At 67.5% G+C, this 14,303-nt stretch carries 12 protein-coding genes; 3 read left to right on the top strand and 9 right to left on the bottom strand.

Annotation, left to right across the window (positions count from 1 at the left end):
* Window positions 1–40: 40 nt before the first annotated feature.
* Window positions 41–970, top strand: a complete 930-nt coding sequence (locus tag ACM6LR_RS08075; protein WP_414943481.1) for a ParA family protein — start codon at window positions 41–43, stop codon at window positions 968–970.
* Window positions 967–1,992, top strand: a complete 1,026-nt coding sequence (locus ACM6LR_RS08070) for a ParB/RepB/Spo0J family partition protein (RefSeq protein WP_414936527.1) — start codon at window positions 967–969, stop codon at window positions 1,990–1,992. Before ACM6LR_RS08075 ends, ACM6LR_RS08070 begins: the two co-directional genes overlap by 4 nt.
* 487 nt (window positions 1,993–2,479) lie before the next feature.
* On the opposite strand, the gene ACM6LR_RS08065 is transcribed toward ACM6LR_RS08070, so the two are convergent.
* A complete protein-coding gene (locus ACM6LR_RS08065) occupies window positions 2,480–3,430 on the bottom strand; it encodes a D-alanine--D-alanine ligase family protein (protein ID WP_414943480.1) in 951 nt (316 codons plus the stop codon).
* 37 nt (window positions 3,431–3,467) lie between these two features.
* On the bottom strand, window positions 3,468–4,787 hold the full coding sequence (locus tag ACM6LR_RS08060; RefSeq protein ID WP_414943479.1) for a PLP-dependent aminotransferase family protein: 1,320 nt from the start codon (window positions 4,785–4,787) through the stop codon (window positions 3,468–3,470).
* A 194-nt stretch (window positions 4,788–4,981) separates the two neighbouring features.
* Here ACM6LR_RS08060 and ACM6LR_RS08055 point away from each other — a divergent pair, with 194 nt between their 5' ends.
* Window positions 4,982–5,626, top strand: a complete 645-nt coding sequence (locus ACM6LR_RS08055) for a GNAT family N-acetyltransferase (RefSeq protein WP_414936530.1) — start codon at window positions 4,982–4,984, stop codon at window positions 5,624–5,626.
* Between the two features lie 348 nt (window positions 5,627–5,974).
* Here the strand turns inward: ACM6LR_RS08055 and ACM6LR_RS08050 are convergent, their stop codons facing one another.
* The 7 genes from ACM6LR_RS08050 to murJ form a co-directional block, all read right to left on the bottom strand.
* Entirely contained in the window at window positions 5,975–7,123 is a 1,149-nt protein-coding gene (locus ACM6LR_RS08050; protein ID WP_414936531.1) for an N-acetylmuramoyl-L-alanine amidase, read from the bottom strand.
* 260 nt (window positions 7,124–7,383) lie between these two features.
* Window positions 7,384–7,707 (bottom strand): thioredoxin, encoded by a 324-nt coding sequence (gene trxA / locus ACM6LR_RS08045; protein ID WP_076163850.1) that lies wholly within the window; start codon window positions 7,705–7,707, stop codon window positions 7,384–7,386.
* Window positions 7,708–7,743: 36 nt separating this feature from the next.
* Window positions 7,744–8,739, bottom strand: coding sequence for a thioredoxin-disulfide reductase (gene trxB, locus ACM6LR_RS08040; RefSeq protein WP_414943478.1), 996 nt, complete (start codon window positions 8,737–8,739; stop codon window positions 7,744–7,746).
* 172 nt (window positions 8,740–8,911) lie between these two features.
* Window positions 8,912–9,697 carry a hypothetical protein gene (locus ACM6LR_RS08035; protein WP_414943477.1) on the bottom strand — a complete coding sequence of 262 codons (786 nt, stop codon included), beginning with the start codon at window positions 9,695–9,697 and terminating at the stop codon, window positions 8,912–8,914.
* Complete coding sequence (sigM, locus tag ACM6LR_RS08030; protein ID WP_037308644.1) at window positions 9,694–10,353, bottom strand: RNA polymerase sigma factor SigM; 660 nt, start codon at window positions 10,351–10,353, stop codon at window positions 9,694–9,696. Before sigM ends, ACM6LR_RS08035 begins: the two co-directional genes overlap by 4 nt.
* A gap of 31 nt (window positions 10,354–10,384) precedes the next feature.
* Complete coding sequence (locus ACM6LR_RS08025; RefSeq protein ID WP_414943535.1) at window positions 10,385–11,947, bottom strand: protein kinase family protein; 1,563 nt, start codon at window positions 11,945–11,947, stop codon at window positions 10,385–10,387.
* A gap of 121 nt (window positions 11,948–12,068) precedes the next feature.
* On the bottom strand, window positions 12,069–14,204 hold the full coding sequence (gene murJ / locus ACM6LR_RS08020; RefSeq protein ID WP_414936534.1) for a murein biosynthesis integral membrane protein MurJ: 2,136 nt from the start codon (window positions 14,202–14,204) through the stop codon (window positions 12,069–12,071).
* Window positions 14,205–14,303 lie beyond the last annotated feature (99 nt).

Genomic DNA, 14,303 nt, shown 5'->3' with positions numbered 1-14,303 from the left:
AACGACTCCCACGTCTAATACAGAGGAGGCTCGAGACCCGGTGACTCCCCCACCGTCCGACCCTGCGGCCACTGGCAATGAGCTCGGCTGGACGCCGATCGCTGATGAGGCCGTCCGGGCCGCCAGCGTGCTGCACCCCAAGAAGGGGGCACTCCCCCGCCCGAACCGCCGGCGCGTGCTGACGGTCGCCAACCAGAAGGGCGGCGTCGGCAAAACGACGAGCACGGTGAACCTCGCCGCCGCCCTGGCCGTCCACGGGCTCAAGACGCTCGTGATCGACCTCGACCCCCAGGGCAACGCGAGCACCGCGCTCGACATCGACCACCGTTCCGGCACGCCGTCGATCTACGAGGTGCTGATCGGTGAGGTCACACTCGCCGAGGCGGCCGCGCAGAGCGAGCAGTCGGAGAACCTCTACTGCGTGCCCGCGACCATCGACCTGGCAGGCGCCGAGATCGAACTCGTGTCGATGGCGTCCCGCGAGATGCGGCTCAAGGAGGCGCTCTCATCCGAGATCCTCGACGAGATCGACGTCGACTACGTCTTCATCGACTGCCCACCGTCGCTTGGTCTGCTGACCGTCAACGCGATGGTCGCCGCGCAGGAGGTGCTCATCCCGATCCAGTGTGAGTACTACGCGCTCGAAGGGCTGGGGCAGCTGCTGAGCAACATCGAGCTCGTCCAGAAGCACCTGAACCGCGAACTCATCGTCTCCACGATTTTGCTCACCATGTACGACGGCCGGACGAAGCTGGCCGATCAGGTGACGAACGAGGTCCGGAACCACTTCGGGGACACTGTGCTCAAGACGGTGATCCCGCGCAGTGTGAAGGTCTCCGAGGCGCCTGGATACGGCCAGACGGTCCTCGCGTACGACCCGGGTTCCCGGGGGGCGATGAGCTACGTGGACGCGGCGAAGGAGATCGCCCAGCGTGGGGCGGAGATGAAAGAAAGGAGCGGTACGGCATGAGTGAGCGCAGAGGGGGGCTCGGACGCGGGCTCGCCGCCCTGATCCCCACCGGTCCGCCACCCGGCTCTACGGCCCCGGCCGAGAACGGTTCCGCCGCGACCCCCGATCCTCCGCCCGGTCCGGCCGGTCCGGCGGGGCCGGACGACAAGGGCTGGTTCGCGGCCAACGGTGCGGCCGGTTCGCACGGCGGAGCGGTGGCCGGTGCGGTCTACCGCGAGGTGCCGGTCAGCCAGATCAAACCGAACCCGAAGCAGCCGCGGCAGGTCTTCGACGAAGACGCGCTCAACGAGCTGGAACACTCGATCCGCGCATTCGGGCTCATGCAGCCCATCGTGGTCCGTGAGCTCGGAACCGATGAATACGAACTCGTCATGGGCGAGCGGCGGCTGCGCGCGTCGCAGCTGGCGGGGCTGGAGGCGATCCCGGCGATCGTCCGCCAGACCGCCGACGACGCGATGCTGCGTGACGCGCTGCTCGAGAACATCCACCGCGTTCAGCTCAACCCGCTCGAAGAGGCGGCCGCGTATCAGCAGCTGCTCGACGAGTTCGCGGTTACGCATGAGGAGCTGGCCGGCCGGATCGGGCGCAGCCGCCCGGTCATCACGAACACGATCCGTTTGCTCAAACTCCCCCTCGCGGTCCAGCGACGGGTCGCGGCGGGCGTGCTTTCGGCGGGACACGCGCGGGCGTTGCTCTCTCTCGAAGACGCCGACGCTCAAGAAGAGCTGGCTGTACGGATCGTCGCGGAGGGTATGTCGGTCCGCGCGACCGAGGAAGCCGTCACGCTCAAGAAGAGCGAGAAGCCGCCCAAACCGAAGCCCGCTCCCCGCAAGCCGATCCAGGCGCCTGGTCTCCAGGAACTGGCGAACCGGCTTTCGGACCGATTCGACACCCGGGTGAAGGTCGACCTGGGCCGCCGCAAGGGCCGGATCACGCTCGAATTCGGGTCCGTAGACGATCTCGAACGTATCGTGGCACTCATGGACAAAAACCAGGCAAATCAGACATCCGAAACCGATTAGGGATCACACCGGGTTGTTTTGTCACGGTGACGATTGCTTACCGATCATGATGGAGTAACGTAGAGTGCTTGATCTAAGGGCAAGTTGTTTCCCGTGAAACTGACCGTCGACGAGGTGGCGCGCGGGTGGCCACGGCGATGAGCGGGGAATCTTCGCCGGCGTCTTCGGTCTCGTTAATGGGTTCGCTCGCACAGGCTTCCTCACCGCCGAGCAGGAAGCCTTCCGCCGGACGAACAACGACTGGTACGACGCGAACTTCATCAACCCCGCACACACTGACCCCAGCGTCTACGACGCCGAGATAAATTCCGGGGCCGCAGCGTGGTTCAAGGCGACGGCCCGCGTCTTCATCGAGCGGGTCGACGGCTACCTGTCGATTTTGGAAAAGCACGAGGTCCCGTGCGAGACCGTCCGGTCGCCGAACCCAGCCCAGGAATGAGAAAGGGGACTCGCCCGCGGTGGGCAAGTCCCCTTCGTCGTGTTCAGGTCAGCTCTTGCGGGAAACCGCTCGTCCGACGAGGTCGGCGAAGACCGATCCGAGGGTGGCGCCGGCGGCTTCGATCGCCATGGGCACGATGGACGTTTCGGTGAGACCCGGTGAAGGGTTCACCGCGAGGAAGTAGACGGTGCCGTCCTCGGTGACCACGGCATCGGTGCGTGAGATGTCGCGAAGCCCGAGTTGACGGTGCACCGCGATGGCCAGTTCGCTGACCGCCTTGGCGGCGTCGTCAGAGATCCTTGCCGGAGTGAAGAAGTCGGTCAAACCGGCGGTGTAGCGAGCGGTGTAGTCGTACACGCCGCTTTCCGGCACGATCTCGACCGCGGGCAGGGCTTCGGGGCCCTCGGTGCCTTCGATGACCGTCACGGCCACTTCGACGCCGGTCACGAACTTCTCGGCGAGAACGGTGTCCCCGTACGCGAAGCAGCCGACCATCGCGGCTGGCATCTCCGCGGCTTCCTTGACGACCTGGGCGCCCAAAGCCGAACCACCCTGGTCGGGCTTGAGGATCAGAGGCAGGCCCAGCGTCTCGACCATCGCGTCCAGCACGGCCTGCGCGCCGAGTTCACGGAAGGTGCTGTGCGGCAGCACGACCCAGTCCGGCGTGGTGAAGCCCGCGTTGGCGACCAGCGCCTTAGCCGTCGGCTTGTCCCATGCGCGGCGGCAGCCCTGCGAACTGGTGCCGACATAGGGCACGTCGAGCATTTCCAGCACCGTCTGCACCGCGCCGTTCTCCCCCTCACCACCGTGAAGGGCGATGATGGCCGCGTCGGGGCGCTGAGTGCGAAGACGTTCGAGCAAGCCCGCGTCGGTGTCCCACTCCTCGACGATGAGACCCTCCGCCCGCAGCGAGACCGAGAGCCGCCGCCCGGAGCGGAGAGAGACATCGCGTTCGTGGGAAAGTCCGCCTGCGAGTACGGCAACGGTGCGGTCGACCACCGAGGACTCCTTTGTGTCTATGAGGACATCCGGTCGATCAGACCGTGTCCGGGGAGGGGTTCTGCGGCCCCGAGATCGAGCGTGGGCTCACGTTACCGAAGGTACGCGCAAGGTCCATTTCGGTCTCGAGCACCGCGGCGAGCCGTCGGACGCCTTCGCGGATCCGCTCGGGTGTCGGGTAACAGTAGGAAAGACGCAGCTGTCTGCTGCCGAAGCCATCGGCGTAGAAACCGGTTCCGGAGGCGTACGCCACCCGGGCGGTGACGGCTCTCGGCAACATCGCCTTTGTGTCCACGCCTTCGGGGACGGTCATCCAGACGTAGAAACCGCCTTCGGGTTTGGTCCAGCTGCAGCCGGCGGGCATGTGCTGTTCGAGCGCGGACAGGATCGCGTCCCGGCGCTCCCGGTAGTTTTCGCGGAAGGTCTTGATTTGACCCATCCAGTCATGAGTCGAGAGGTATCGCGACACGATCAACTGGTTAAGCGTTGGCGGGCAAAGGGTCGCGGACTCGGCCGCGAGTACGAGTTTCTCTCGGACGGCGTGCGGCGCGAGTACCCAGCCGACGCGCAGTCCGGAGGCGAAGGTCTTCGAGAACGAGCCCAGATACACGACGTTGTCGGGGTCGATCGAGCGGAGCGCCGGGTACGTCTGCCCGCCGAAGCCGAGCAGACCGTACGGGTTGTCTTCGACGATGAGGATGTCGTGTTCGCGGCAGATCTCCACGATCTCCGCGCGGCGCTCGACGGCCAGCGTGACGCCGCCGGGGTTGTGGAAGTTCGGGATCGTGTAGAGGAACTTGACCCGCTGGCCCGTCTTCTTGGTCTCCTCGAGTGCGGCACGGAGCCCCTCGGGGACCAGGCCGTGGTCGTCCATCGCGACGTGGACGACGTTCGCCTGGTACGCGGCGAAGGAACCGAGCGCGCCGACGTACGACGGACCCTCGGCGATGATGACGTCGCCCGGATCGCAGAACAGCCGGGTGACCATGTCGAGCCCCATCTGGGAGCCGACCGTCACGACGACGTCGTCCGGGTGGGCCTTGATGCCCTCGAGCGCCATGATCTCGCAGATCTGCTCGCGCAGCGCCGGGACGCCGTGCGCGGAGCCGTACTGGAGTGCGACCAGGCCGTCCTGCGCGATGAGTTCACCGACCTGCGCGGACAACGTGTCGAGCGGGAGCGCGGCGAGATTCGGCATCCCGCCGGCGAGCGATACCACCTCGGGGCGACTGGCTACCGCGAACAAGGCCCTGATCTCGGAAGCAGTCATTCCGGCCGTACGCGCGGCGTACCGGTCGAGATGCGGATCGAGGTTGTGACGGCCGGTCTGCGGCCGGACAGGGCGATTCTCGGTCATCAGGCGCTTCACCCGTGCTTCGAAGTGAACATAGTGGCTACCGACTGGTAGTTCCATCGAGTGTAACCACCCTCCCTTGAGGGGCCCTGGCCTTCCGGTGTTCATCACATCGGCCTATCCTCGATCAGGACCCCTTCAGCGAGCTCTGCTCGGGACAGGGCTGAGTCGGTGTCGTCGTTCAGGGAGGTTTGCCGGTGTCGCGTCGCGTCGTGGGCGTAACCCTGGACAACCTCGAGCATCTGCCGAAGAGCTGCCGCCGCTGTGTGTACTGGGAGCTGGCGCCGCATATGAAGGCGCAGGCCGAGGAATACGGCGCGACAGAGGTCGAAAAGGAAGCCTGGGTCTCCAGTGTCCTGCTGGAATGGGGCTCCTGTGGCCGCATCGTCTACAGCGACACCTTGCCTGTCGGCTTCGTGCTCTACGCGCCGCCGAACGCCGTGCCGCGTTCGCTGGCTTTCCCGACTTCGCCGCCCGGTCCGGACGCGGTACTGCTGACCGCCTTCCAGATCCTCCCCGAATTCCAGGGCGGCGGCCTCGGCCGGATGCTGGTGCAGGCCGTCGCGAAGGACCTGACCAAACGCGGTGTCCGCGCGATCGAGGCCTTCGGGGACGCCAAGCCCGACGAAACCGATCCGGACGGCGGGCACAGCTGTGTGCTGCCCGCCGCGTTCCTGCAGGGTGTCGGGTTCAAGACCGTGCGACCGCATCCGCGGTGGCCTCGGCTGCGACTGGAACTGCGGTCGGCGATCTCGTGGAAGGAAGACGTGGAGGCGGCCCTTGAGCGGTTGCTCGGCCAGGTCTCCATCACGACCGCCGAGCCGAGCATGGGTCGCGCCTGATCTGTTCGGCCGTTCCGGATGCCGTGAAAGGCCCCCTTCGTAGCGAATTTCGCACTGAAGGACGCCTTCGTCTCACGCCTTTAGCAGAGTTTCCGGGCGCGCGCAGTGGCCATCCCCCACCTTGGGGACAGCTGTGGGTAACCCGCCGAGTTATCCACAGATCGCTGCTAGGAGCGGTGGAAAAACTGTGGATGGGTAGACTGGACTTGGGGACGCCCCCCGGGAAGGGCGGGGGCTGCGCGCCGGGTGGAGCTAGGGGTGGCGTGGTCGGGAGAAGGGGCACACAACCGGTTGTGCCGATGGTGTCGGCAGGGGAATGTACGCCCGCGTGCGGGTGTGGAGGACTGGCTACTCCGCTTTGGCGAGTTCGTGGGCCAGGACGTCCGCGAAGGTGAACGTGCCGGTCGGCTGGTCCCCTTCGCCGAGGAGGTACAGGCGTTTCACGGCGACCAGGATGCCTTCGGCGACGATGTCGCGGAAGGCCGGGTCGGCCAATTTGGCGCCGTCTTCCGGGTTGGTCAGGTAACCGATCTCGATCCGCACGGCCGGGCAGCGGGTGCGGGTGAAGATCTCCCAGGTCTTGTAGTGCGTGCGGCAGTCGCGCATGCCGGTCCGGGCAGCCAGCTCGCGCTGGATGAAGCCCGCCAGCAGCTCACCGACGGTCGACGTGGGGCCGTTGCCGGTGCCGAAATGGAAGCTCGCGACCCCCTGCGCCTTGGGCGAGGGGTTCTTGTCGTTGTGCAGCGAAAGGAACAGGTCGGCGCCCGCCTCGTTTGCGAACTTGGCACGCTCGCCCTCGGTGGGGTTCTGGTTCGGCCCGCGCGAGATCAGCGCCTCCATGCCCGTGGCCTGCATCCGGCCTTCGAGCCGTCGCGCCAGATCCCAGGCGATGTCCGCTTCGAGCAGGTCACCGGCGACGACACCGAGGTCTTCGCCACCGTGGCCAGGGTCGATCACGATGCGCTTGCCGCGCAGCCGGGGGCCGGCCTGGCGCACCAGCTCCTGCTCGCGCAGGAAGACGGGGCGGCCGCCGCGTGCGCGCGGTGAGGACAGCCGGTGCAGTTCGCGGATGGTGGCCGGACCGCACATGCCGTCGGCGACCAGGCGCATGTCGCGCTGGAACGTCTTGAGCGCGCGTTCGGTCTGTGCGCCGAAGTGCCCGTCCGGGCGGCCGGCGTCGAAGCCGAGTTCGGTCAGCCGCTCCTGGAGCGCGAAGACGTCGTCACCCTGCATGGGCGCGGAGAACATGTAAGTCAGCGGGCGGCTGCCGAGGTGATAGCCGGCGCCACGAAGTGCCTGATAAGTCGCAGGACCCACCAGACCGTCGGTGATGAGCCCACGGCGCTGCTGGAACGCGCGCACGGCATGTTCCATCGCCGTGTCGAAGACCTCGTACTCCCCGGATTCGGTCACCGGCGGGAGCAGCTCCATCGCCGCCAGCGTGGACCTGATCTCGGCGACGTCCGGTCCGGCGTCACCGCGGCGGAGTACCCGCATGCACTCCTCGCTCTTCCTTTGGGGCACCGAATCGAACTCGATGCACGACTGAAAACTCTGCGGGGCGAACCCCGGTGCTCTATTGTGCCCTGTGAACTCTCGGTGAGCGCGGAGGCCCGGTCGGTGCGTCAAGTCTCCGTTCGAGGAACCCTTCCGGACGCCCTGATCGTGTTCCGGTAGCGGTGAGAGATACCCGTTCCGCCGAACGACGAAACCCGGAGCCTGGGCAGGCCCCGGGTTTCAGCAGGTGAAACGGGAGATCAGAGGACGTCGGCGAGATCCGAGAGCAGCGCGGCCTTCGGCTTGGCGCCGACGATCTGCTTGACCGGCTTGCCGCCCTGGAACAGGATCAGCGTCGGGATCGACATCACCTGGTAGTCACGCGCAGTGTTCGGGTTGGCGTCGATGTCGAGCTTCGCGATGGTCAGCTTTTCGCCGTTCTCCGCCGCGATCTCCTCGAGCACCGGGGCGACCATCTTGCACGGACCGCACCAGGTCGCCCAGAAGTCGACCAGGACGGGCTTCTCACTCGTCAGCACGTCGTCGACGAAGCTCTTGTCGGTCACTGTCACGGTGTTGGCCATGGTGTCTCCTCCTGGGTAGTAGAACGGGCTTGAAAGTCAGTTGGTGGTGGCGCCGTAGCCGCCACCGACCAGCTCAGGGGTCTCCTGGGCGGTCTCGACACCGGCGTGTTCCGCCAGCCATCGTTCCGCGTCGATCGCCGCGGCGCAGCCCGAACCCGCGGCGGTGATCGCCTGCCGGTAGGTGCGGTCGACCAGGTCACCAGCCGCGAAGACACCGGGAAGGTTCGTGTACGAGGTCCGGCCCTTGGTGAGCACGTAACCGTCTTCGTCGAGGTCCACCTGACCGCGTACCAGTTCGCTGCGCGGGTCGTGACCGATGGCGACGAAGAACCCGGTCACGTTCAGCTGGGACTCCTCGCCGGTCACCGTGTCCTTGACCTTCAGGCCCTCGACCTTGCCCTCACCCTCGACCCCGGTGATCTGCTTGTTGAGCGCCCACTTGATCTTCTCGTTCTCGCGGGCGCGTTCCAGCATGATCTTGGAGGCGCGGAATTCTTCGCGGCGGTGGACGATCGTGACGGACTTGGCGAACTTCGTCAGGAAGGTCGCCTCCTCCATCGCGGAGTCGCCGCCGCCGGCGACCACGATGTCGTGGTCGCGGAAGAAGAAGCCGTCGCAGGTGGCACAGGCCGAAACACCGCGGCCGAGCAGTTCCTGCTCACCGGGGACGTTCAGGTAACGGGCCGCGGCGCCCATCGAGAGCACGACCGCGCGGGCCGCGTAGCGCTTTCCGTTCGCGACGACGTACTTGACGTCACCGGTCAGCTCGACGGACTCGACGTCCTCCTGGCGCAGATCGGCGCCGAAACGCTTCGCCTGCTCACGCATCTCTTCCATGAGGTCGGGACCCTGGATGCCTTCGCGGAAGCCGGGGAAGTTCTCGACCTCCGTCGTCGTCATCAACGCACCACCGAACTGCGTGCCCTCGAACACCAACGGTTCGAGCTGCGCTCGTGCCGCGTAGACAGCGGCGGTGTACCCCGCAGGACCCGACCCAACAACGATCAGGTTCCTGATCTCCTCGGCAGCCACCCGTGACCTCCGCTCGTAGTGACCTGTTCACCAGGCTCAACACGATCGTAGGGGCCGGTGTTCCCGGGGTGACCGGCGCTACTTCTCCTGCCTTGCGGCGGCGACAGCAAAGGTCCCTTGCTTCCGGCATGGGGAGCAAGGGACCTTCGCTATCGCCGATACCGCTCCGCTGCTACTTCTGTCCGATGATCTTGTCGAAAAGGACCGCCGCGTTGCCCGGGCCGCAGTCCGCACCGAAGGCGACGATGCGGAACTGGGCGAGCTTGCCTGTGGTGTAGATCACCATCACGCCGTCCTTGCCCGCGACGTTCACCGGCCGGATGCCCTCCGGCCGCACGTCGGGGTCCAGTCCGGCGGCGGCGACACAGGCGTCGAGCCGCTCTTCGGTCTTCAGCGAGCCGAAGTCGCGGACGCCGACCGCCTTGCCGACGAGGGCTTCGGCCCCGCCACCGTCGCCGCCGACCGAAGGACCGGTGGGTGCGGGCGGGGGCTGCGCGACGCCTCCCGGCGTCGACTGCTGCGTGGTGGGGACGACGATCGCGATGGCGGCGATGGCCGCCGCGGCCACGGTCGCTATCCCGGCGCCCCAGCCGATCCGCTTGTTCCGCCGCCGCCGTGCGGCCGCGAGGTCCACCACCGGGGCGACCTGCGCCTGCTGCCCTTCAGGTGCGCCTTGAAACGCAGGCGACGTCCGCATCCCGGCGGCCAGCGCCGCGTCGATCCTGGCGGCGAACTCCGCCGGCATGGGTGCGACCGGCTCGTTCGCGAGTTCCGCGAGGTCGGCCGTGGTCGCTTCAAGTGCTTCGATGATCGCCAGTGCTTCGGGGTCGGCGTTCACCAACGGCCAGAGTTCGGCCGCTTCTCGCTCGTCCAGCACCCCAGCGTGCAGGTCGGCGAGCACATCGACAGACCACGGCGGACCGACGGTCCCACCGATCCCCCTGCTCTCGTCTGTCATCGTCCCTCCCCGTCACCCGGCGTGCCCTGAGGACGCCTGGCACCCCGTTGCGGGGTAGCGCGCTCCCGTTTGCTTTCGTGAGTTGGGACGTTCGCAATCGCATCGGGGTTCCGCAGATGTCCGAGAACCTTCGCGAGCTTTCCGCGACCCCGGGCACACCTGCTCTTCACCGTGCCCTCGGCGATGCCGAGCATTTTCGCCGTCTCAGCGACCGAGTATCCCTCGACGTCGACCAACACGATCGGGGCACGTTGCTCTTCGGGAAGCTGGTCGAGGGCTTCCTTGACCACGAGGCTCGTCTCGCGCTCGGACATCGAGTCGCGCGGCGAGGCGGGCTCGTTGAACTGCCCGGTCTCTGGCAGTGGGACGGTCGGTCTTGCCTTGCCCCGCCGGATGCGGTCGAGGCACGCGTTCACGACGATGCGGTGCAACCACGTCGTGACTTGCGATTCGGCCCTGAAGTTGCCCGCCGCGCGGAACGCGGAGATGAAGGCGTCCTGCAGGGCGTCCGCGGCTTCTTCCGGATCACGCACGGTGCGCAGGGCGACCGCCCACATGCGATCCCGATGTCGCTGGACCAGTTCACTGAACGCGTGCGGGTCACCAGCGGCATGCGCCGCTATGAGATCCGCGTCCGTGGGAGCTGCAGCTGTCACCCGGGAGAGCCTACTGACCCTTTGATTTAGGTCACCCCGCAGGCAGGAAGGTCAGCTCTTTGAGTTCGGTGACGAACTTGTTGTCCTCGTCTCCACCCAGCTGAGTGATCCAGATGATGAAGTACTGACCCTGCTGAGGTTGCTGCAACGCGATGGTCGATTCGCCCGCCGCCAGGTCCCCGCCGCCGACGACCTTCGTCTCGTCGAGCTTCGGGTTCTTCTTGTCGGCGGAGCGGATCTCGACCTTCGAGCCGGGGCTTCCCGCGTCGATCTTGATCTGGCTGAGGTTGACCGGGTCCTTGAAGGTCACGACCAACCCGACACCGTCTTTGAGGACCGGGAACTGCTTGTCGTACTCGTCGGTCTTCCACGAGGTGCCCGCGTCGCCGTCGGTCGTGTTCTTGGCGCGGCCGGGGCTGTCGCCCTTGCTGCCCGGATTGAACACAGCGACGGCCGACGGCTTCACCGCGGCTCCCAATGCGGGAGACGCGGGCAGCTGCTGGGTGGGCGGGGGCTGCTCGCCCGAAGGCGGCGGAGCCTGCGAAGACGACGACGCGGCGACGTTCAGGTTCGGACCGCTGGACTTCGATTCGCCCTGGAACAGGTTGATGAGCATCATCCCGCCCCAGGCCAGGATGACGACGGTCGCGACGACCAGCACGGTCACACCGAACGCCAGCTTCTTGCGCCGCGCGACGTCCTTGACCGGCTTCTTCGTCGTCCAGACCGCGCCGTCCGACTCGGCGGGGGCTTCTTCTTCGCCGACGGCCTTGATCAGCTGGGTGCGCTCCTCGGCTTCGGCGACCTGGCCCAGTACGCGCAGGATGGCAGCGCTGGTGCGGATGCCGCCGTGGCCACCGTCCTCGATGGTGCGGACGGCGAGTGACGACAATTCGACCGGGACCGTCGGGACCAGTGATCGCGGCGGGATGACGCGGCCGGTCGGCGCGTGCGGAGCCGCCGGGATCGCGGGGGGTCCGCCGGGAAGCGCCCAACGGCCGGTCAGCAGCAAGTACAGGACCGCGCCGAGCGCTTTGACGTCGTCGCGAAGGGTCGCTTCGGGTAGTGGGCCCGGGAAGGCGAGCTTCAGCGCGCCGTCCGGGGTGAGCCGCAGGCGCTGAGGATGGTCGAGGCCGAGCACGAGTCCGTTCTGGTGGGCGTGATCGACGGCTTCCGCCAGCGCTTGCACCATCCGGGCCGCCGCGGCGGGCGCCACCGGGCGCTGCGCCACCAGGTCGACCAGGTCACTGCCCTTGGTCCATTCCGCCACGACGACACCGAGCAGGCCTTCGCCCGAGGTGACTCCGCTGCCGAGGCTCAGCACGTCGAGGACGCGCGCGACCCCGCCGTGGCCGAATTTGGAGGCGTGCGCGGCACGCTCCAGCGTTCGGCGCGCGAGCCTCGCGGCTTCCGCGTCCGCCGGGTCACCGACCAGCAGTGTCAGTGCCACATCCCGCTTCAGCTGCCCATCGCGGGCTCGCCAAAGATGCGCGGCGGCCCGTTCGTCCACCCCGAACTGTGCGAGCAGGCGATACCGGCCGTCTCCGACGACCCGGCCAGGGGCCAGCGACCCGCCTTGGGCCCGGATGCCCACCTGGCTCGCCTCCCCTGCCTGTTCGCTCCGTCTCGTATCCACCGCAACTCTCCCGCGTAGCTCCCGCACCGAGGGTACCCAGAATACGACGCGTGGACGCGCGCCATCCGTGCGTGAATCGTTATCCGCGCTTGATCAACCGGGTGATCCTGTCCGTGGCGGGCTTCAATTCCTCGACTCTGAGGGCCATGAGCACGCCGAACGAGACCGCGATCCCGACCACCGTCTGCAGGAGAAGTTTCACCCAGGCATGGAAAGTAGGCCCGAACGAGTCAGGGACGACCTGCCCGGCGAGCCAGGCCGCGCCGACTCCGAGCACGCTCGCGACGACCGTGAAGAGGATCACCCCGAGAATCCGCTTGCTCCGGAGATTTCCGAGGGTCACCCACAGCCAAACCTGGCCGAGGATCGCGCCGACGACGAACGTGAGGCCGTTGACCATCATCACGCCGAGCACGATGTTGTCCGGCGACAGCAGCACGGGGCACAGGTAGAGCAGCGGCACCTTGACCACGGTCATCACGATCATGATCAGCACCGGCGTCCGCGCGTCCTTCATCGCGTAGAACACCCGCATCTGCAGCATGACCAGCGCGTACGGCAGCAGCGCGAACGCGCTGATCGCCAGTGCCTCACCCATCCGCGCCGCGTCCTCGACCCGGCCCTTGCCCAAGGTGAACAGGGCGATACCGACCGAACCGCCCACAACGGTCATCACCGCGGAGATCGGCAGGAGAGTCACCGTCGAGATTCGCGAAGCGTAGGAGAGGTCGCCGATCAGCTTCTTGTGGTCGCCGTCGGCCGCCGCGCGGCTCATCCTCGGCATGATCGCGGTCAGCAGCGACACCCCGATGACGCCGTACGGCAGCTGGAAGAGCAGCCACGCGTTGCTGTAGGCGGTCACACCGCCTTGCGAACCGCTGGTCAGCACGCGTGTCGTGATCGTGTAGCCGACCTGGCTGACCGCGACGTAGCCGACGGTCCACAGCGCGAGCCCGCCGAACTCCTTCATGCGCTTGTCGATGCCCCAGCGCCACTTGAACTTGAAACCGGACCGCAGCAGCGGCGGGATCAGCAGCACCGACTGCGCCACGATGCCCGCGGTCACGCCGACGCCGAGCGTCAGCAGTTTCGGGTCGGTGATCGACACCGGGTCGGTCGAGATGTTCCCCGGCATGATCCACACCACGAGGATCGTGAAGATCACGACCAGGTTGTTGATCACCGGCGCCCACGCCGTCGGGCCGAAGATGTTCTTCGCGTTCAGCACGGCCGAGAGCAGCGCGAACACGCCGTAGAAGAAGATCTGCGGCAACAGCAGATACGCGAACGCGGTGACCAGGTCGGGGTTCGCCTGTCCTTTGTCGTCCACGTAGAGCTTGGTGATCAGCGGTGCCGCGAAGACCGCGACCGTCGTCCCGACGACGAGCAGCGCGCCCGCTACGGTGACCAGCCGCTGCGTATAGGCCTCGCCGCCGTCCTTGTCGTCCTGCGACCGCACGAGCAGCGGGACCACGAGGCTGGACAGCACGCCGCCCATCAGCAGTTCGAAGATGATGTTCGGCATCGTGTTGGCGACGTTGAACGAGTCGTTCTCCACCTGGGCGCCGATGGCCGCGACCAGCAGCAGCTTCCACGCGAAGCCGGAGATCCGGCTGATCAGCGAGGCGATCGCCATCCGGCCGCTGGACTTCGCGATCGACGGCGCCTTCGCCGGGGCGGCGACGTCCTGTTCACCGGTCTCCCCCGGCCGCGGTTTGACCAGCGGCGCGTCCTTGATCGCAGGCATGACCTGCGTGGCGAGCTGGTCGTACGGGCGGAGGACGTCGGGGTCGGCGACCGGCCAGCGCGATCCCATCGGGACGCCGGGGGTGCGCGGGATGAACCGCGTCGCGTCGGGTTCGTCGCGCCGGTCCTGCTGCCAAGGGCGGACCGGTGGCGGCTGGCGGCGCCCGCGATGCGGCGGCGGCGGTGTCTGGTTGAGCGCCTGCGGCGCCGTCGGACGGCGCTGAGGTGGATTCTGGGGCGGTTCCTGGGACGGCTGCGGCAGCGGTTGCCCCGGCGGTGGCGGAATCTGCTGACGACGGGTCGGCGGAGGCGGCGTCGACTGCGCCGGGGGCGCGACGGGCGGAGGCGCCTTCCGCGGCGGTGCTTGGTTCGGCGGTGCTTGGTTCGGCGCTGCCTGGTTCGGGGGTGGCCTCAGCCTCCGCGTCTCGTCGTCGGTACGGCCCGCGCCACGCTGGCGGCGGCCGTCCACCGGCGGCTGCTGGGGAGGAGGCGGTGCCGCCCGCCGCGGCCGCTCGCCGCGTTCGGGCGGGGGGACCTGCTGCGGGGGCGGCTGACGGCGTTCCGCGCG

Source organism: Amycolatopsis sp. cmx-11-32 (genome assembly GCF_047608695.1).
Classification (GTDB): domain Bacteria; phylum Actinomycetota; class Actinomycetes; order Mycobacteriales; family Pseudonocardiaceae; genus Amycolatopsis.
Note: the sequence above shows the minus strand (reverse complement) of the source record. Positions and strands in the feature narration are given on the sequence as shown.

What these genes read in the sequence shown, in the direction of transcription:
- ACM6LR_RS08070 (WP_414936527.1), top strand. Translation starts at nt 967, where the DNA reads ATGAGTGAGCGCAGAGGGGGGCTCGGACGCGGGCTCGCCGCCCTGATC.
- ACM6LR_RS08060 (WP_414943479.1), bottom strand. Translation starts at nt 4,787, where the DNA reads ATGACCGAGAATCGCCCTGTCCGGCCGCAGACCGGCCGTCACAACCTC.
- ACM6LR_RS08050 (WP_414936531.1), bottom strand. Translation starts at nt 7,123, where the DNA reads ATGCGGGTACTCCGCCGCGGTGACGCCGGACCGGACGTCGCCGAGATC.
- trxA (WP_076163850.1), bottom strand. Translation starts at nt 7,707, where the DNA reads ATGGCCAACACCGTGACAGTGACCGACAAGAGCTTCGTCGACGACGTG.
- ACM6LR_RS08035 (WP_414943477.1), bottom strand. Translation starts at nt 9,697, where the DNA reads ATGACAGACGAGAGCAGGGGGATCGGTGGGACCGTCGGTCCGCCGTGG.